We start from the raw sequence: 17,305 nt of genomic DNA on the forward strand, positions 1-17,305 counted from the left end.
GCGGACCAGTCGTCCGCCATCGCCACCCAGACCAGCGCCGGCATGGAGCAGCAATACCGTCAGGTGGACCAGGTCGCGACCGCCTCCCACGAGATGAGCGCCACTGCCCAGGACGTCGCCCGCAGCGCCGCCCAAGCGGCACAGGCGGCGCGGGATGCCGATCAGGCCACCCGCCAGGGCCTGACCGTGATCGACCGCACCACCACCAGCATCGACAACCTCGCCGCCGACATGAGCGCGGCGATGGTCCAGGTCGAAGGCCTGGCGGCCAACAGCGAGAAAATCGGTTCGGTCCTGGAAGTGATTCGCGCCATTGCCGAACAGACCAACCTGCTGGCCCTCAATGCCGCCATCGAAGCCGCCCGTGCCGGTGAAGCCGGGCGCGGCTTTGCCGTGGTGGCCGATGAAGTGCGCAACCTGGCGCGCCGCACCCAGGAGTCGGTCGAAGAAACCCGCTTGGTGATCGAACAGCTGCAAAGCGGCACCCAGGACGTGGTCGGCTCAATGGGCAACAGCCACCGCCAGGCCCAGGACAGCGTCGAGCAGGTTGGCCAGGCCGTGACGGCGCTGCAGCAGATCGGCGACGCAGTCACCGTGATCAGCGACATGAACCTGCAAATCGCCAGCGCCGCTGAAGAGCAAAGCGCCGTGGCCGAGGAGATCAACCACAACGTGGCGACCATCCGCGACGTTACCGAGTCGCTGTCGGGGCAAGCCAACGAATCGGCGCGGGTGAGCCAGTCGCTCAATCGCCTGGCGAACCAGCAGCAGAGCTTGATGGATCAGTTCCGCGTTTAACCCCGCATGCCCCTTGTAGGAGCGAGCTTGCTCGCGATGGACGTTAACGATGACGCGTGCTGCCTGAATGAACGCGTCGCCCTCAAGTTCTTCGCGAGCAAGCTCGCTCCTACAGGTCTACCGGAATCGGCACAACCGGTCAGTTGCCTGGAACCTGCGCGGCGTTTCGGCATCGAATCTACCGATACCGCGCCCCACCATTCAAACAGCCGTTTTGCGGTTGTTGCCACTGGGGCCATCGATACACATACATGCCCTTGAGTGGCTGTCAGCGCTCGGGTAATGTCATCAGACCCATAGGACAGAGCACGCCCATGACTTCCAAGCTGGAACAACTCAAACAGATGACCACCGTGGTTGCCGACACCGGCGACTTCGAAGCTATCGCTCGCGTCAAACCCGTGGACGCCACAACCAACCCCTCGCTGCTGCTCAAGGCGGCGGCGATTCCCGCTTATGCCGAGTTGTTGAACGCATGCGTCAGCGACTGCAAGGGCGATGTAGGCCTGGCCAGCGACCGTTTTGGCGTCGCGGTCGGGCAGGAAATCCTCAAGGTGATTCCTGGCCGTATTTCCACCGAAGTGGATGCGCGCCTGTCGTTCGACACTGACGCCGTATTGAAGCGCGCGCACCGTCTGATCGAACTGTACGAAAAGGCCGGCATCGGCCGCGACCGGGTGCTGATCAAGATCGCCTCCACCTGGGAAGGCATCCGCGCTGCCGAGATCCTGGAAAAGGAAGGCATCCAGACCAACCTGACCCTGCTGTTCTCGTTTGCCCAGGCCGCTGCCTGCGCCGACGCCGGGGTGTTCCTGATTTCGCCGTTCGTGGGTCGCATCTACGACTGGTACAAGAAAGCCACCGGTAACGACTACGTCGGCGCCGATGATCCAGGCGTGCAGTCGGTAACGCGCATCTACAACTACTACAAGGCCAATGACTACAAGACCGTAGTCATGGGCGCAAGCTTCCGCAACCTCGGCCAGATCGAGCAACTGGCCGGCTGCGACCGCCTGACCATCAGCCCGGACCTGATCGACAAGCTGGCCGCAGACACCGGCAAGCTGGAACGCAAGCTGGCACCGGGCAGTGCCGGTGAAGCACGCCTGAACCTCAATGAAGCGCAATTCCGCTGGCTGTCCAACGAGGACGCCATGGCGACCGAGAAACTGGCCGAGGGCATTCGCCAGTTCGCCCGTGACCAGGAAAAGCTGGAGGCGTTGCTGCAGGCCAAGCTGTGATCCGGATCGCGTAATGCAAAAAGGGCGAACCTTGGTGGGTTCGCCCTTTTTTATGCGCAGCCTGTTCGGGCGCCATCGCTGCGATGCGGCGGCCCGACAAGCCAGCTCCCACAAGGGATTCTGGTGTGTCCGAAAATGTATGCTTGACGCAAAACACTGTGGGAGCGGGCTTGCCCGCGATGGGGCCAGCCCGACCATCATCCCTTTACGAGATTAATGCCGCTCCAATGCATTCACCAGATCATGAAACGCTTCACGATTGGAGTCGTTCAACCCCATGAGGATCTTGTGCGCTTCAAGCACCTTGATCCGCACCACCTCTTCGGACTGATCCTGATCAGGCAGGTCGTCCAGGCATTCCGGGCACGGCACCGGCTGGTCGACGATGTTGAACACCTGCTCGAACCCCATCGACTGCAACAGACGGGTGATGTCTTCGTGGGTGGTGACAACGGTGGGCAACAGCCCGACCTTCTGCCGCGACAGGATCGACAACTTGGCCAGCAGGCCCAGGGTCGTGCTGTCGATGCTGCGGGTTTCGGTCAGGTCGATCACGATCGCGTTGAAGTTCAACGCGGTGAAGATCCGATCAATAGTCGCATCCAACGCCGAACACAGGGTCAGGCGAACTTCACCGACGAATTTCAGGACAAAGGTGCCGTCCTGCTCGGCGAACTGGATTCTACCGGTACTCATCAAAGATTCCTGCTCAACACCAACAGGGCGATATCATCCGGCATCTCCCCTAGCGTGGCCAATCCAAAAACCTGCCGCAGACCATCCAGGCTGCCGCCTGCCGCCTTGACCCGTTCAGGCAAAGCAGCTTCTTTATCTTTGAGTGTGGGTTCCGGCAAAAGGTCCAGAATGCCATCAGACATCAGCGTCAGGCTGAACGTCGGCGGCAACTCCAGTACGTGATCTTCATAGGTGGCTTCATTGAAGAGGCCTACCGGCAGACCACGCCCTTGCAGATAACTGACACTGTCGGGTGTGTACAACACTGGCAACGGCAAATGACCACCGATGCTATAGGTCAACAAACCTGTCTCCTCGTCGATGACTCCACCGACCATTGTGACGTGTTTGCCCAGCTTACAACTGATCAGGCCCCGGTTGATATGCCCAAGCACCTCAGACGGCTTGAATTCCGGCAAGGTGCCGCTGCGCTTGGACTCGAACAACAGGCGCGTGGTCATGAATTTCAACAGCACAGTGACGAAGGCTGAAGAGGCGCCATGCCCGGAAACATCCGCCAGGTAGAACGCCACCCGGCGCTCGTCGACCCGGAAATAGTCGACAAAATCACCCGACAGGTACAGCGACGGGATGATCTGGTGAGCAAATTTGAAGTCGTCGATGGCCCAGGGGCTGACCGGCAGCATGTTCATCTGCACCTGGCGACCGGCATTCTGGTCTTCCTGGAGCAGGTTCAGGCTGGCAGCGAGCTCGCGGTTGGCGTTTTCCAGCTTCTCGCGGTAGCGCTGGTTTTCCAGCAGCAGGCGCGCGCGATCCAGGGCCCGGCGCACCGAGTGCTCGAGCACAGCCAGATCTTCGAGAGGCTTGATCAGGTAATCCGCCGCGCCCAGGCGCAAGGCCTCGACCGCGTCGTTCATTACGCCGGCACCCGACACCACGATCACCGGCGTTTGCGGCGACAGCTCGGTAACCTGGCGGATGAGTTCGAGCCCGCCCATCTGTGGCATGCGCAGATCGCAGATGACCAAGTCGGGCTTGTCTTGCTCGAATACCTGAAGGCCCTGCTGACCATTGCTGGCCTGCAAGACGCTGAAACCACTGTCTTCCAAATAGGCCGCGAGGCTCGCGCGCACTACCTCGTCATCATCGATTATCAGCAGCGTGGCACTGGTTTTTGGCATGTGGGCAAACGGCGCCAGAATTAGGTTGGCGTAGCGGCTCGGATTTTCGCCCGGCTCTGACTACTGGATTCGCTTTCTAGCCTCTCTGCTGCACTGTTTTCGAGCATTGACCCGATCTACATGTACACCAGAGGTGCCCTTCTAAGGCGCAGACGGTACTCCCATCCGCGAGGCGTTTCAAGCTCACACCGATGGTCGCTTGGCGCCCGCACTTTTGAAATCACCGGGAGTTATAAGAACCACCAAAACCGAAACTCAATGGAAGGTCGTGGCCGGCAACAAAAATGCAGAAGGCGGCTCGATGGCCGCCTTCTTTTTTACCGGTCGAGATCAGAAATCGTCTTCGACCTGGCCGTCTTTCACCTTGAATTCACGGTTCTGCAGATAGGCGTTGCGGATGAAAGTGTACTTGTCACCCGTGATCAACTTCTCCGAGGACAGCAGGTCCGCCCGGGTATCGACGATGTTCAGGCCGAAAATCGAGTTACGCACCGGCACGTCGTGGATGTACGGATAAGGACCGGTGTAGCCATCGACGTACTTGGCCGGCGCATCACGCAGGGTGCTTGGCCCCAGGAGCGGCAGCATCACGTAAGGCCCGCTGCCAACACCCCAGTAGCCGAGGGTCTGGCCGAAATCTTCGTCGTTGCGGTGCAGGCCCATCTGGGTGCCGACGTCGAAGAAGCCCAGCACGCCAAAGGTGGTGTTGAAGATCAGGCGCGCGGTGTCGACACCCGCCGCGGCGGGCTTGACCTGCAGGATATTGTTGGCGAGGTTGGTCACATCGCCGACGTTGCGGAACATGTTGTGGATGCCATCTTCAAGAAACTGAGGCGTGACGAACTGGTAGCCCTGAGCCAGGGGCTTGAGGGCATAGGTGTCGACGACATCGTTGAACTTGAAGATAGGACGGTTGATGCTTTCCCAAGGATCATCTTCCGAGGCTGCCTGGGCAACAAACGGAACCAATAGCGCACTTGCGCATACACAAAGCCGGGCGAGATGATTGCTCCAGCGCATAAAAAACTCCTTGGAAATGTACCGTCGCAGGGCGCTTGGCCCGGCTCAAAGACCGCCAGTATAAGACGGATCGGCCACTTTAGGCAGCATTGGGCCCACACACCGGCAGGATCGACACCGAATACGCGCATCACGGCAGTGTCACTCAACTGTCACCGTCGCGCTCTAGCCTTGAAGCTATTTCAGGGACGTTGACATGCCGCACGCCGAAATCACCCCGCAAACCGCGCCGAACCTGACTGCCGTGCTGTTCGGCCTGAGTGGCTGCCTGGTGGATTTCGGCGCCCGTACGCGCCTTCAGGACAGCCATAGCGCCGATCACGCGCAGGCCACCCCCGGCGCCCTGGACAGTCTGCACAGCCTGCAGCACCAGCAGATTCCCTGCGCCTGGCTCGATGAGCTCTCCCCCGCCATCAGCCAGGGCCTGGCCACCGGCCTGCCGCAGTGGATCAAAGCCTCGCAACATTGCGCAACAATCAAACCCTGGCCGGCGCCCGATGCGTGCTGGCAAGCCTTGATGGCGTTGGGCATCCAACGGCTGGAGGGCTGCGTGCTGGTCAGTGGCGAACCGCGGCTGCTGCAATCGGGACTCAATGCCGGGTTGTGGACCATCGGCCTGGCCTCCTGCGGCTCGCTCTGCGGGCTAGCGCCTGCGCAATGGCAGGCATTGTCCGCGCAGGAACGCGACATCAAGCGCAGCAAGGCAACGGTGCAACTGTTCGGCCTGGGCGTGCACTCGGTGATCGATCACCTGGGTGAACTGGACACCTGCCTGGCCGACATCAGCTTGCGTCGACTCAAGGGCGAAAAGCCCTGACAGAGATCATGCAGGCAACGCGCGAGTGGATTAATCTAAAGGTAAGCCATAGACCTTTGGCGCGCCGTCGCGGTCTATGCCAGTGCCTATCGATAAAAGGAAGAACGCCATGTCTGCCCGCGAACTGCAAGACCAGCTCACTGCCCTGCGCGAGCAATTGGACAAGAATCCCCCGCTGACCGAAGTCGAGCGCGAAGACCTGCACGCGCTGATGCAAAAGATCGAACTTGAGCTTGAGCTCGAAACCAAAACCCAGGACGTCAACCTCGCCGATAACGTCAACATGGCCGTCGAACGCTTCGAACTCGAACACCCGACCCTCGCCGACGCCCTGCGTCGGATTGGCACGGCCCTGCACAGCATGGGGATCTGACCCGGGAAATTTGAAATGCAATCCCCCTGTAGGAGCGAGCAAGCTCGCTCCTACAGTGAATCTTTACTGACGGACCAGGCGATGGTTCGGCAACTGCACCTCTTCAGTACTGCGATACGGGTTGATATCCAGCCCGCCCCGGCGCACATAACGCGCATACACGGTCAATTTCTCAGGCTTCAGCAACCGCTGCAGGTCAAGGAAAATCCGCTCCACGCACTGCTCATGGAAGTCCGAGTGCTGGCGGAAGCTGACGATGTATTCCAGCAAACTGGCGTGATCCAGCGCCGCGCCACGGTACTCCACCGCCACGCTGCCCCAGTCCGGCTGGCTGGTCACCGGGCAATTGGACTTGAGCAGATGGCTGTGCACGCTCTCTTCGACAATGCGTGACTCATCGCAACGCAGCAGTTCCGGACGCGGGTGCTCGTAGTTGCTGACGCTGATGTCCAGATCGTCAATGCACACACCTGGCAATGCCACCACGCCTTCGGCCTCGACCTCTTTCAGGCTGCGAATGCGCACACCCACAGGCTTGCCGGCCGCGTCCGAGAGGTCCTTGGCCAGGGTCGCTTCAAGGCTCGCGGTATCGGCGAACGGCGTCTGGTTCAAGGAATTGAGGTAGAGCTTGAACGACTTGGATTCGATGATGTTCGGCGAATCCGCCGGGATACTGAATTCGCCGATCGCCACCACGGGCTTGCCCGACGGCAGCAACCACGACAGTTCGAAGCAATTCCAGAAGTCCACGCCCTTGTACGGCAGTGTCTGGGCCGTCAGGCCGAGTTCAGCCCACTTGGCGGTACGCGGGATCGGAAACAGCAGGGACGGCGTGTACGTGGCGATGTATTCGCTGGATTTGCCCAGCGGCGAGTGTTCGGCTGCGGGATGCATGGCGGAAACCTGACTGAAGAATCAGCGGATTCTACCAGCCTTTGCCGCAGCCTTTGAGTGCTTACTGACTGACAGTCAACTTGCCCACCATGCCGGCCTGGTAATGACCGGGGATGTTGCAGGCAAATTCCAGGCTCGTGGCCTTGCTGAAGGCCCAGGTCAGCTCGGCGGTCTTGCCCGGTTCTATCAGCACACTGTTGGGGTCGTTGTGCTGCATGGCATGCCCCATGCCGGCCATGCCAGCGTGGTCCATTGGCTTCATGCCGGTAGGCGTGAGCATGCCACTTTGTTGCATCTGCAACATTTCCTGCTGGTGCCTGGCATGCATCGCTGCATCGCCGAGGTTGAATTCGTGCAGCAACTGGCCTTTATTCACCAGCACGAAACGCACCGTCTCCCCCGCCTTGATCTCGATAGCCTTGGGGGTGTACGTCATGTCCGTCATGACCACCTCGACGCTGCGGGTCGCCTTGGCAGCAGGCGCCGGTTGACCGAAATCATAGGTAGCCTGTGGCGCCGCCCACACCGGGGAACCCAGCGCCAACAGGCAGCTGGCCAGCAACACGGATTTACGCAAAAACATCGAAGTACTCCAACAAGATTAAGGTTCAGCCTGTGGAAAACTCTAAACTGACACCGCTGCCCGTTACCTGACAGCCAAATTACAACTTTGTCAGCAAGGCCCGCGGCGGCGTCGCCCACGGTATAACGCTGTCGTTCCATTTAGCCCGAGTCGCCCATGAAACTGCTGATCGTCGAAGACCAACCGAAAACCGGCCATTACCTGCGCCAGGGCCTGACCGAGGCCGGGTTCAATACGGAACTGGTGGCCGACGGTAGCACCGGCCAGCAACTGGCATTGAGTGGCGACTATGCCCTGCTGATTCTCGATGTGATGCTGCCCGGGCGCGATGGCTGGCAGATCCTGCAGGCGGTGCGCAGCGCCGGCCTCGACACGCCGGTGCTGTTCCTGACCGCCCGGGACGCCGTCGAGGACCGGGTTCACGGCCTGGAACTGGGCGCCGACGATTACCTCGTCAAGCCGTTCGCCTTCTCCGAATTGCTCGCCCGGGTCCGCAGCCTGTTGCGTCGGGGCAGCAGCGCGGCCCAGGAAACCAGCCTGCAACTGGCCGACCTGCGCCTGGACCTGATCCGTCGCCGGGTCGAGCGCGGCGGCCAGCGCATCGACCTGACCGCCAAGGAGTTCGCCCTGCTGGAAATGCTCCTGCGTCGCCAGGGCGAAGTCCTGCCCAAATCGCTGATCGCGTCGCAGGTCTGGGACATGAATTTCGACAGCGACACCAACGTCATCGAAGTCGCGATCCGCCGCTTGCGCCTGAAGATCGACGACGAATTCCCGAACAAGCTGATCCATACCGTACGCGGCATGGGCTACGTGCTGGAAGAGCGCCAGTGCTGATGCGCCGGCTGTCCTTGAGCGCTCGCCTGGCCTTGCTGTTCGCCGCGTGCACCGCCGTGGTATCGCTGTTAGCCGGCGTGCTGTTCAGCCGCGCCAGCGAGGCGCACTTCGTCGAACTCGATCAGCAGTTGCTGGACGCCAAGCTGACGGGCTTGCGACGGGCGCTGCCGGACATTCAGTCAAGCGAACGTGACGCCCGGCTGGCCGACGAATTGAGCCGGCAGGCCGATCTGTCACTGCGCATCAGTGGCAGCGATGGCCGCCGCTGGTACGACAGCTCCACGGGCCTGCCGCAGACCCTGCCGCGCCAGCCCGGATTGTCCACGGTGAGCCACGACGGCACCGACTATCGCGTGCTGAACGCACCGCTGTACCCCGACAACCCCGATTCGCCGCAACTGAGCCTGCTGCTGGACATCACCCATCACCAGCATTTCCTGCAGCGCATGCAACACCTGATCTGGCTGACCGTCGGCCTGTCCGCCCTGGCCACTGCCCTGCTCGGCGCATGGGCCGCACGCAGCGGGCTGCGACCCATGCGCCGCATGAGCGAGGTCGCCAGTGGTGTCTCGGCGCAATCGCTCAACGCGCGCCTGCCGCAAGCAGACATGCCGCCGGAGCTGGCGGAAATGGCCCACCATTTCAACGCCATGCTCGGGCGTCTCGACGACTCCTTTCAGCGCCTGTCGGCGTTCTCCGCCGACATTGCCCATGAACTGCGCACCCCGCTGTCGAACCTGTTGACCCACACCCAGGTCACCCTCACCCGCCCTCGTCCCCTTGAGGATTACCGCGAAGCGCTGCACAGCAACCTCGAGGAGCTGCAATGGATGGCGCAACTGGTTAACGACATGCTCTACCTGGCCAAGGCCGACCACGGCCTGTTGATGCCCAAGCGCGAACCGCTGGAGCTGGCAGAGGAAGTGGACCTGTTGCTGGAGTTTTTTGCGCCCCTGGCCGAGGACGCGCAGGTGACGCTGAGCCGTGACGGAGATGCCCGCCTGCAAGGCGACCGCAGCATGCTGCGCCGGGCGCTGTCCAACCTGCTGGACAATGCGTTGCGCTTTACGCCGGCCGAGGGTGGGGTTCGGGTGCGGATTGTCGATCAGCCCAAGGGCTTGAAGCTGATGGTCGAAAACAGCGGTGAGGGTATTTCAGAAGAGCTGCTGCCGCGTCTGTTCGATCGTTTCTACCGGGCCGATCCATCGCGCCACGAAGGCAGCAGCGAACATGCGGGATTGGGGTTGGCGATCACCCAGTCGATTGTCCGCGCCCATGGTGGGCAGATTCGTTGTGAATCGGCTGAGGGGTGGACGCGGTTTGTGATTGAGCTGCCAAGGGGCAATTGACCCGCCCCTTGTAGGAGCCCGGCTTGCCGGCGAAGGCGTCCTTGAACATTGCGCTGGTCATTCGGACGCCTTCGCTGGCAAGCCAGCTCCTACAAGGATCAAGCGGTTTAATGGGTTACGAATAACGCAACGCGGTAGCCGGTTCGACCTTCGCCGCCCGCCACGCCGGGTAAACCGTGGCCAGGAAGCTCATGACAAACCCCGCCGTGCAGATCAGCGCCACGTCCGCGCCCTGCAACTCCGATGGCAGGTTGCTGACGAAATACACATCGGAACTGAAGATGTGCTGCCCGCTGACCCGCTCCACCCAACCGACCATTGCGCTGACGTTCAACGCCGCAATCACGCCCAGCACACCACCGATCAAGGTGCCGACAAACCCGATCACCGTGCCCTGCACGATGAAGATCGCCATGATCTGCCGTGGCGTGGCGCCGATGGTGCGCAGGATCGCGATGTCCGCGCCCTTGTCGTTCACCACCATGATCAAGGTCGCGATGATGTTGAACGCCGCCACCGCGACAATCATCAGCAGCAACAGGCCAATCATGGTTTTTTCCATCTTCATGGCGCTGAACAGGCTGCCCTGGGTGTGGGTCCAGTCGTCAGCCTTGTAGGCTGCGCCCAGCGAGCTTGCGACCTCGCCCGACACTTGCGGCGCCGCATACAGGTCCTTCACCGCCAGGCGCACGCTCTGCACCTGATTGGGTTCCCAGCGCTGCATTTGCGCGGCATCGGCGACGTGGATCAGCGCCATCGAACCGTCCAGCTCGGCACCGACCTTGAACACCCCGACCACGTTCAACCGTTGCATGCGTGGGGTAATGCCACCCGGCGCATTGCTGACTTCCGGCACGATCAGGGTGATCTTGTCGCCCACGTTCAAGCGAAAGCGCCGTGCCGTGATCTCGCCGATCACCACACCGAACTCACCCGGCTTCAGGGCATCCAGCCGCCCCTGGACGATGTGCTTGGCCACGATCGACACCTGGCCTTCCAGCGCCGGGTCGACGCCACTGACCTGGATCGGCTGCATCGTGCCCTTGTAGGACAGCATGCCTTCCATCTCGGTGAACGGCACGGCGGCCGTGACTTGCGGGTTTTTCATCGCGGCCGCCGCAACGGGCTGCCAATCATCGATCGGATTGACCCCGACGATGGTCGCATGCGGCACCATGCCGAGGATGCGTGAGCTCATTTCGCGCTGGAAGCCGTTCATCACCGACAGCACCACGATCATCGCCAGCACGCCCAGGGCGAGGCCGATCATCGAGGTCATCGAGATGAAGGAAACGAAGCGATTGCGGCGCTTGGCGCGGGTATAGCGCGTGCCGATAAAGATCGATAACGGTCTGAACATTGGCTGGGGCACCGTATAAAAATAAAAGACCCGACGGACTTTTCAGCGCCGTCGGGTTTCAACCCGTCAGATAGGCGTCAGGCAACCTTCCTGCAAGTGCAGGACGCGGTCCATCTGGCGGGCCAGGTTCATGTCGTGGGTCACCACCAGGAACGCCGTGCGCATCGAAGTGCTGAGTTCCAGCATCAAGTCCTGGATACCCTGGGCAGTGTGGGAGTCGAGGTTGCCGGTCGGCTCGTCGAGCATCACCAGGCCGGGATTGTTCACCAGGGCGCGGGCGATGGCCACACGCTGGCGTTCGCCACCGGACAGCTCGGCCGGCTTGTGCTCCAGGCGATGGCCCAACCCGACCCGCTCCAGCAACGCCGTGGCACGCTTGCGCGCCTCGGGGATCGCGGTCTTGCCGATCAGCAGCGGCATGCAGACGTTTTCCAGGGCGGTGAATTCCGGCAGCAGGTGGTGGAACTGGTAGACGAAGCCCAGGGCGCGGTTACGCAGCAGGCCGCGCTTCTTTTCGCTCAGCGCCGACAGTTCTTCACCGTCGAGCCAGACGCTGCCCTTGGTCGGCGTATCGAGGCCGCCCAGCAGGTTGAGCAAGGTACTTTTGCCCGAGCCCGACTTGCCGACGATCGCCACACGTTCGCCCGGGTGCAACTCCAGTTGCAGGCCCGCCAACACTTCCACCGACTCCGGGCCTTCCTCGTAGGATTTGCCCAGGCTGCGGCAGCTCAAGATTGCTTTATCACTCATGCGTGACTCACTCATAACGTAGCGCCTGCGCCGGCTGGGTGCGCGCGGCACGCCAGGCGGGATACAGGGTGGCGAGGAAACTCAGGACCAGCGCCGCACAGCAGACCATGACCACGTCCTGGCTCTGCACCTGCGACGGCAGGTAATCGATGAAGTACACGTCGGCGTTGAGGAACTTGTGGCCGATCAGGCCTTCAAGCGCCGAGATCGCGGCGCTGACGTTGAGCGCGGCGAAAATCCCGACCACCGCGCCGATGGCCGTGCCGACCACGCCGATCACCGTGCCCTGGACCATGAAGGTGCGCATGATCGTGCCCGGCGTGGCGCCGAGGGTACGCAGGATCGCGATATCGCCCTTCTTATCGTTCACCACCATCACCAGCGTGGAAATGATGTTGAACGCGGCGACCGCGACGATCAGCAGCAACAACAGGCCGATCATGGCTTTCTCCATGCGGATCGCCTGGTAGAGGTTGCCGTGGGTGCGGGTCCAGTCGCGGGCGTAGTAACGGTCTTCGCCCAGCTCGCGGGCGATGCTCCACGCCGTGCGCGGCGCCTGGAACAGGTCGTCGAACTTCAGCCGCAGGCCCTGGACCTGATCCGGTTTCCAGCGATGCAGGCGCGCCAGGTCCTGCAGATTGGTGATGCCCAGGTAACCATCGAGCTCACCGGCGCCGACATGGAAGATGCCGACCACGGTGAAGCGCTTCATGCGCGGGAACATCCCGGCAGGGGTCACGGTGACCTCCGGCGCCACGAATGTCAGCTTGTCGCCCACGGCCGCACCGAGCTTGGCCGCCGCCTTGTCGCCGATGACGATGCCGAACTCGCCCGGCGCCAGGTCGTCGAGTTTTCCCTGCTGCATGAAGTTGTCGATGATCGACACCTGGCGTTCCTGCGCCGGGTCGATGGCGTTGAGCAGGATCTTGTTGACCTTGCCGTTGTTGGTCAGCAACCCCTGCATTTGCGTGAACGGCGCTACGGCCGACACCTGCGGGTTCTGCTTGACCTTGGCGGCCAGGCCTTGCCAATCGCTGATCGGCTCGCCGGATTCGATGGTCGCGTGGGGCACCATGCCCAGCACGCGGGTGCGCATCTCATGATCGAAGCCGTTCATGACCGACAGCACCACGATCATCACGACCACGCCAAGGGCGAGTCCGATCATCGAGGTCAGGGAAATGAATGACACAAAATGATTGCGACGCTTTGCACGGGTATAACGCGTGCCGATAAATACGAAGAGAGGTCTGAACATGTCGGGGCTAGTTCGGAGGGAAAAGGAACGTCCTTGTGGCGGGGGTCGATAACCAGCTTTACACTCAGACCACCGCCGCTACCATGGGTTCGCCATGTCGACATTAGATGAAGAAGATCGCCGCGAATACTACCGTATCGAGGACATGATCGCACTGGAAATTCGGCCCCTGTCGGCCCTCGAAGCCGCCGGGCAGGAAGTGTTGCAAGATGCTTCCCCACTGTTCAATCTGCTCAGCGAACTGCACCTGAGCGAGTTCGAGTCCCAGCACCTGCTGCGCCAGATCAGCGAGCGCGACCGCAACCTCGCGGCGTTCCTCAAATCCCAGAACAAGCGCATAGACCTGCTCAGCCAGGTGATCGCCATCACCGTACTCGGGCAGATCGGCGAACCACAGCCTGTCATCATTTCCGAAGGCGGCATCGACTTCCAGCACCCGTCACCCATCGCCACCGACGCGCGCCTGTCGATCAAGCTGGTGCTGATGCCCCAGGCCCTGGGCCTGTTGCTGCGCGCACGCGTCACCCATTGCGACCGCAAGGGCGAGGGTTACGACGTGGGCACCGAGTTCGAACACCTGACCGACGCCCAGCGGCAACTCCTGGCGCGCTACATTTTGCAAAGGCAGGCCCAGGAACGACGCCTGGCCCGCGAACTGAACGAATCAGGCATTTAAATTAAGGAACGATCGTGACCCTCATCTATGGCCACCGCGGCGCCAAGGGCGAAGCACCGGAAAACACCCTGACCAGTTTCCAGCAATGTCTCAAGCACGGCGTGCGCCGTTGTGAACTGGACCTGCACCTGTCCATGGACGGCGAGCTGATGGTCATCCACGATCCGACGCTCAAGCGCACCACCGACCGCCGTGGCAAGGTTGTGGAGCACACCGCTGCGGAACTGGTGACCTACGACGCGCGCAAAGGTGGACCCGGCTGGATCACGCCGTGCCCGGTTCCGACCCTGGAAGAGCTGTTCGAGAAATGCGATTTCGAGCACTGGCAGCTGGAAGTCAAGAGCGCTTCACGCACCCGCGCCGCCACGACAGTGCTGGCGATTCGCGAGCTGGCCCAGCGTCATGGCCTGCTGGACAGGATCACCATCACTTCGAGTTCGCGGGAAGTACTGAGGGCGGCGCTGGACCTGGTGCCGGACGTGTCACGCGGGCTGGTGGCCGAATACGCCTGGCTCGACCCGTTGAAGGTCGCGCAAGGCTACGGCTGCGAGATCCTGGCACTGAACTGGACCCTGTGCACGCCGGAACGCCTGCAGAAGGCGCAGCGCCAGGGGCTGCATGTGTCGGTGTGGACAGTCAACGAACCCGCACTGATGCGCAGGCTCGCTGATTTCGGCGTTGACAGCCTGATTACAGACTTTCCCGGTTTGGCCACTGCCACGCTCGAGAATTGCTGAAATCGGTCTCCCCGGCCGGCTCAGGCCACCGGCCGGAGCCGCTCAAAAAAGCCGGTTGAGGCCGTCGTACGCCGCGACCCGATAGGCTTCGGCCATGGTCGGGTAGTTGAACGTGGTGTTGACGAAATACTTCAAGGTGTTCAACTCGCCCGGCTGGTTCATGATCGCCTGGCCGATGTGCACGATCTCCGAGGCCTGGTAACCGAAGCAGTGAACGCCCAGCACTTCCAGGGTTTCACGGTGGAACAGGATCTTGAGCATGCCTTGCGGCTCACCGGCGATCTGCGCACGGGCCATGCTCTTGAAGAACGCCTTGCCGACTTCGTACGGCACCTTGGCCTGGGTCAGTTCCTGCTCGTTCTTGCCGATCGAACTGATCTCCGGAATGGTGTAGATCCCGGTCGGCACGTCATTGACGAAGCGCCAGCTGCCGTTGTCGACAATGCTGCCAGCGGCCGAACGGCCCTGGTCGTGGGCGGCACTGGCCAGGCTCGGCCAGCCGATCACATCGCCCGCGCCATAGATGTTCTGGATGGCGGTGCGGTACGCCTCGTCGACTTCGATCTGGCCACGGCTGTTGACCTTCACGCCGATGTTTTCCAGGCCCAGCTGATCGGTGTTGCCGGTCCGGCCGTTGCACCACAGCAAGGCGTCGGCCTTGATCTTCTTGCCGGACTTGAGGTGCAGGATTACGCCGTTGTCCACGCCTTCGACGCGGTCATACTCTTCGTTGTGGCGAACCGTGATGTTGTTGTTGCTGAAGTGGTAGCTCAGGGCCTGGGAAATTTCCGAGTCGAGGAAGCTCAGCAACTGACCGCGGTTGTCCACCAGCTCAACCAGTACCCCCAGGCCACTGAAGATCGAGGCGTATTCGCAACCGATCACGCCGGCGCCGTAGACGATGAGTTTGCGCGGGGTGTGGCCGAGGCTCAGGATGGTGTCGCTATCGTAGATACGCGGGTGATGGAAATCGATGTCCGCCGGGCGATAAGGGCGCGAACCGGTGGCAATGATGATGTGCTTGGCCACCAGTTTTTCCACCACGCCGTTGGCGCAGACCACTTCGATGGTTTGTTCGTCGGCGAAGCTGCCGGTGCCGAAGAACACATCGACGCGGTTACGGGCGTAGTAACCGGTGCGCGAGGCGACTTGCTTGGAGATCACTTTTTCAGCGCTTTTCAACACGTCCGGGAACGAGAACCAGCGCGGTTCACCAATGGCCCGGAACATCGGGTTGGTGTTGAACTGCATGATCTGCCGGACCGAGTGACGCAGTGCCTTGGACGGGATGGTGCCCAAGTGAGTGCAGTTGCCGCCGACCTGGCGACGGCTATCGACCATCGCCACCTTGCGCCCTGCCTTGGCGGCGTTCATTGCCGCGCCTTCCCCTGCCGGGCCGGAACCCAACACCACCACGTCGTAGTTGTAGACAGCCATGCGTACTCCTCAGAACAGGCCGCGGCGCCAGCGGCACCTGCGGCTAAATCACGCCAATCTGTGGCATGAAGGAACAATTTGGGGCCCATGCAGAACCCGGACACAGTCTATAGAAGCGTCAACGCCGCGCACATTAACCCTTGGTCGCGTCGTAGGCTAGTTTTGCCTGCACTACAACACCAGGTTTCAATGCCCGGATCGCCGCATTCACTCGGCTTTATTGCCACTCAGACGCTCAAATGCGTGACTGCTGCGTGTGACGAAACCTGTATCGGCACGCATCACAAAAAATGCGCCGATGTCGTGTTTTTCCGCGTAGTCCCAACCCTGCTCCGGGCCGAGAATCAGCAACAGCGTCGATAAGCCATCGGCCATCAACGCTGAAGGATGAATCACCGTGACGGACGCCAGGTTGTGTGACACCGGTACACCGGTGCGGGCATCGAGGGTGTGGGAAAAACGCTGGCGACCCTGCACGAAATAGTGACGGTAGTCGCCCGACGTCGACACGCCATAGCCGTCGACGGCGAGGATGCGCTCGGCCACCTGCTGATCGTCCCGGGGTTCTTCCACAGCGATGCGCCACGCCGTGCCATCCGGTTTCCGGCCGGCGGCCTTGAGTTCACCGGTGGCTTCAGCGAGGTAATCGTGGATGCCCATGGCCTCGAGCCTGGCGGCAATCGTGTCCACCGCATAACCGGCGGCGATGCTGTTGAAGTCGACTTCGACGGCGGCGTCCTTGCACAGCTTATTGCCGTCAATGCGCAGATGGTCGTGACCGACACGTTGGCGCGCCTCGGCCAGCGCTGGGGCCGTGGGGATTTTTTCTTCACGGGCCTGTGGACCGAAACCCCAGAGATTGAGCAGCGGTTCGACCGTCAAATCGAAGGCGCCTGCGCTTTGCACTGACAGCTGCTCACCCACGCGAACCAATTGCAGGACCGACGCGGGCATTACCCGGCAGTGGTTGGCCGGTAACGCATTGAATTGCTCGATGTCCGAATCGCTGCGATAGGTCGAGAGTTGTCGGTCGACCTCCGCCAGGATCTTCTCGACCTCGACCTGGACGTCTGCCGGGGCGGGAAGACCGGCGCGACGCACGTACTTTATCGAATAGGTGCTGCCCATGGTCGGGCCGCCGAAGCTTTCCATGGAGGCGCCATTGCCGCAGGCGGACAAGGTGCCGATCAGCATCACAAGACCATAACGCCACCAGGTCAACACATCCCGCATCCTTCTGAATGACCCCTGGCACAGCGCCAAGGCCAATCATTATGCGATAGAAATGTGGGAGCGAG

At 61.5% G+C, this 17,305-nt stretch carries 17 protein-coding genes and 1 pseudogene; 8 read left to right on the forward strand and 10 right to left on the reverse strand.

The features are described 5' to 3' along the window. Positions 1–285: 285 nt before the first annotated feature. A pseudogene (locus ACIO0C_RS22715) lies at positions 286–798 on the forward strand (methyl-accepting chemotaxis protein); the annotation flags it as partial. Positions 799–1,112: 314 nt separating this feature from the next. Then, entirely contained in the window at positions 1,113–2,039 is a 927-nt protein-coding gene (tal, locus tag ACIO0C_RS22720; RefSeq protein WP_008064407.1) for a transaldolase, read from the forward strand. 213 nt (positions 2,040–2,252) lie between these two features. On the opposite strand, the gene rssC is transcribed toward tal, so the two are convergent. From rssC to ACIO0C_RS22735, 3 genes are all read right to left on the reverse strand, one after another. Next, the gene (rssC, locus tag ACIO0C_RS22725; protein WP_020798473.1) at positions 2,253–2,735 is read right to left on the reverse strand and encodes an anti-sigma factor antagonist RssC; all 483 of its coding nucleotides are present in this window, start codon (positions 2,733–2,735) and stop codon (positions 2,253–2,255) included. Next, the gene (rssB, locus tag ACIO0C_RS22730; RefSeq protein WP_401315392.1) at positions 2,735–3,916 is read right to left on the reverse strand and encodes a two-component system response regulator RssB; all 1,182 of its coding nucleotides are present in this window, start codon (positions 3,914–3,916) and stop codon (positions 2,735–2,737) included. Before rssB ends, rssC begins: the two co-directional genes overlap by 1 nt. A gap of 330 nt (positions 3,917–4,246) precedes the next feature. Next, a complete protein-coding gene (locus tag ACIO0C_RS22735; RefSeq protein ID WP_008064411.1) occupies positions 4,247–4,936 on the reverse strand; it encodes a VacJ family lipoprotein in 690 nt (229 codons plus the stop codon). Between the two features lie 196 nt (positions 4,937–5,132). On the opposite strand from ACIO0C_RS22735, the gene ACIO0C_RS22740 reads away from it, so the two are divergent. Together ACIO0C_RS22740 and ACIO0C_RS22745 are read left to right on the forward strand one after the other, a co-directional pair. After that, on the forward strand, positions 5,133–5,753 hold the full coding sequence (locus ACIO0C_RS22740; protein ID WP_401315394.1) for an HAD family phosphatase: 621 nt from the start codon (positions 5,133–5,135) through the stop codon (positions 5,751–5,753). Between the two features lie 109 nt (positions 5,754–5,862). After that, entirely contained in the window at positions 5,863–6,126 is a 264-nt protein-coding gene (locus ACIO0C_RS22745; protein WP_401315395.1) for a DUF4404 family protein, read from the forward strand. Between the two features lie 63 nt (positions 6,127–6,189). Here the strand turns inward: ACIO0C_RS22745 and queF are convergent, their stop codons facing one another. Then, a complete protein-coding gene (queF, locus tag ACIO0C_RS22750) occupies positions 6,190–7,020 on the reverse strand; it encodes an NADPH-dependent 7-cyano-7-deazaguanine reductase QueF (RefSeq protein WP_401315396.1) in 831 nt (276 codons plus the stop codon). A 61-nt stretch (positions 7,021–7,081) separates the two neighbouring features. Continuing rightward, on the reverse strand, positions 7,082–7,603 hold the full coding sequence (locus ACIO0C_RS22755; protein ID WP_401315398.1) for a plastocyanin/azurin family copper-binding protein: 522 nt from the start codon (positions 7,601–7,603) through the stop codon (positions 7,082–7,084). A 156-nt stretch (positions 7,604–7,759) separates the two neighbouring features. On the opposite strand from ACIO0C_RS22755, the gene ACIO0C_RS22760 reads away from it, so the two are divergent. Further along, a complete protein-coding gene (locus tag ACIO0C_RS22760; RefSeq protein WP_401315400.1) occupies positions 7,760–8,440 on the forward strand; it encodes a heavy metal response regulator transcription factor in 681 nt (226 codons plus the stop codon). Beyond that, on the forward strand, positions 8,440–9,789 hold the full coding sequence (locus tag ACIO0C_RS22765; RefSeq protein WP_401315402.1) for a heavy metal sensor histidine kinase: 1,350 nt from the start codon (positions 8,440–8,442) through the stop codon (positions 9,787–9,789). The genes ACIO0C_RS22760 and ACIO0C_RS22765 overlap by 1 nt, the downstream gene beginning before the upstream one ends. 115 nt (positions 9,790–9,904) lie before the next feature. On the opposite strand, the gene ACIO0C_RS22770 is transcribed toward ACIO0C_RS22765, so the two are convergent. From ACIO0C_RS22770 to ACIO0C_RS22780, 3 genes are all read right to left on the reverse strand, one after another. Next, a complete protein-coding gene (locus tag ACIO0C_RS22770; protein WP_401315403.1) occupies positions 9,905–11,149 on the reverse strand; it encodes a lipoprotein-releasing ABC transporter permease subunit in 1,245 nt (414 codons plus the stop codon). A gap of 66 nt (positions 11,150–11,215) precedes the next feature. Continuing rightward, entirely contained in the window at positions 11,216–11,899 is a 684-nt protein-coding gene (lolD, locus tag ACIO0C_RS22775) for a lipoprotein-releasing ABC transporter ATP-binding protein LolD (protein ID WP_162831855.1), read from the reverse strand. A 7-nt stretch (positions 11,900–11,906) separates the two neighbouring features. Further along, on the reverse strand, positions 11,907–13,157 hold the full coding sequence (locus ACIO0C_RS22780; protein WP_401315405.1) for a lipoprotein-releasing ABC transporter permease subunit: 1,251 nt from the start codon (positions 13,155–13,157) through the stop codon (positions 11,907–11,909). Between the two features lie 94 nt (positions 13,158–13,251). Between ACIO0C_RS22780 and ACIO0C_RS22785 the strand changes: the two genes are divergently transcribed. Further along, the gene (locus ACIO0C_RS22785) at positions 13,252–13,833 is read left to right on the forward strand and encodes a PilZ domain-containing protein (RefSeq protein ID WP_401315407.1); all 582 of its coding nucleotides are present in this window, start codon (positions 13,252–13,254) and stop codon (positions 13,831–13,833) included. A 14-nt stretch (positions 13,834–13,847) separates the two neighbouring features. Next, a complete protein-coding gene (locus tag ACIO0C_RS22790) occupies positions 13,848–14,570 on the forward strand; it encodes a glycerophosphodiester phosphodiesterase (protein ID WP_401315409.1) in 723 nt (240 codons plus the stop codon). Between the two features lie 42 nt (positions 14,571–14,612). Here the strand turns inward: ACIO0C_RS22790 and sthA are convergent, their stop codons facing one another. Continuing rightward, positions 14,613–16,007, reverse strand: a complete 1,395-nt coding sequence (sthA, locus tag ACIO0C_RS22795; RefSeq protein WP_008064424.1) for a Si-specific NAD(P)(+) transhydrogenase — start codon at positions 16,005–16,007, stop codon at positions 14,613–14,615. A gap of 207 nt (positions 16,008–16,214) precedes the next feature. Beyond that, complete coding sequence (locus ACIO0C_RS22800; protein WP_401315411.1) at positions 16,215–17,240, reverse strand: FAD:protein FMN transferase; 1,026 nt, start codon at positions 17,238–17,240, stop codon at positions 16,215–16,217. Positions 17,241–17,305: the final 65 nt, after the last annotated feature.

The sequence above is a fragment of the Pseudomonas sp. NPDC087336 genome (genome assembly GCF_044744285.1).
Lineage (GTDB): Bacteria > Pseudomonadota > Gammaproteobacteria > Pseudomonadales > Pseudomonadaceae > Aquipseudomonas.

Coding starts and splice junctions, on each gene's coding strand:
- tal (WP_008064407.1), top strand. CDS start 1,113: ATGACTTCCAAGCTGGAACAACTCAAACAGATGACCACCGTGGTTGCC.
- rssC (WP_020798473.1), bottom strand. CDS start 2,735: ATGAGTACCGGTAGAATCCAGTTCGCCGAGCAGGACGGCACCTTTGTC.
- rssB (WP_401315392.1), bottom strand. CDS start 3,916: ATGCCAAAAACCAGTGCCACGCTGCTGATAATCGATGATGACGAGGTA.
- ACIO0C_RS22735 (WP_008064411.1), bottom strand. CDS start 4,936: ATGCGCTGGAGCAATCATCTCGCCCGGCTTTGTGTATGCGCAAGTGCG.
- ACIO0C_RS22740 (WP_401315394.1), top strand. CDS start 5,133: ATGCCGCACGCCGAAATCACCCCGCAAACCGCGCCGAACCTGACTGCC.
- ACIO0C_RS22745 (WP_401315395.1), top strand. CDS start 5,863: ATGTCTGCCCGCGAACTGCAAGACCAGCTCACTGCCCTGCGCGAGCAA.
- queF (WP_401315396.1), bottom strand. CDS start 7,020: ATGCATCCCGCAGCCGAACACTCGCCGCTGGGCAAATCCAGCGAATAC.
- ACIO0C_RS22755 (WP_401315398.1), bottom strand. CDS start 7,603: ATGTTTTTGCGTAAATCCGTGTTGCTGGCCAGCTGCCTGTTGGCGCTG.
- ACIO0C_RS22760 (WP_401315400.1), top strand. CDS start 7,760: ATGAAACTGCTGATCGTCGAAGACCAACCGAAAACCGGCCATTACCTG.
- ACIO0C_RS22765 (WP_401315402.1), top strand. CDS start 8,440: ATGCGCCGGCTGTCCTTGAGCGCTCGCCTGGCCTTGCTGTTCGCCGCG.
- ACIO0C_RS22770 (WP_401315403.1), bottom strand. CDS start 11,149: ATGTTCAGACCGTTATCGATCTTTATCGGCACGCGCTATACCCGCGCC.
- lolD (WP_162831855.1), bottom strand. CDS start 11,899: ATGAGTGATAAAGCAATCTTGAGCTGCCGCAGCCTGGGCAAATCCTAC.
- ACIO0C_RS22780 (WP_401315405.1), bottom strand. CDS start 13,157: ATGTTCAGACCTCTCTTCGTATTTATCGGCACGCGTTATACCCGTGCA.
- ACIO0C_RS22785 (WP_401315407.1), top strand. CDS start 13,252: ATGTCGACATTAGATGAAGAAGATCGCCGCGAATACTACCGTATCGAG.
- sthA (WP_008064424.1), bottom strand. CDS start 16,007: ATGGCTGTCTACAACTACGACGTGGTGGTGTTGGGTTCCGGCCCGGCA.
- ACIO0C_RS22800 (WP_401315411.1), bottom strand. CDS start 17,240: ATGCGGGATGTGTTGACCTGGTGGCGTTATGGTCTTGTGATGCTGATC.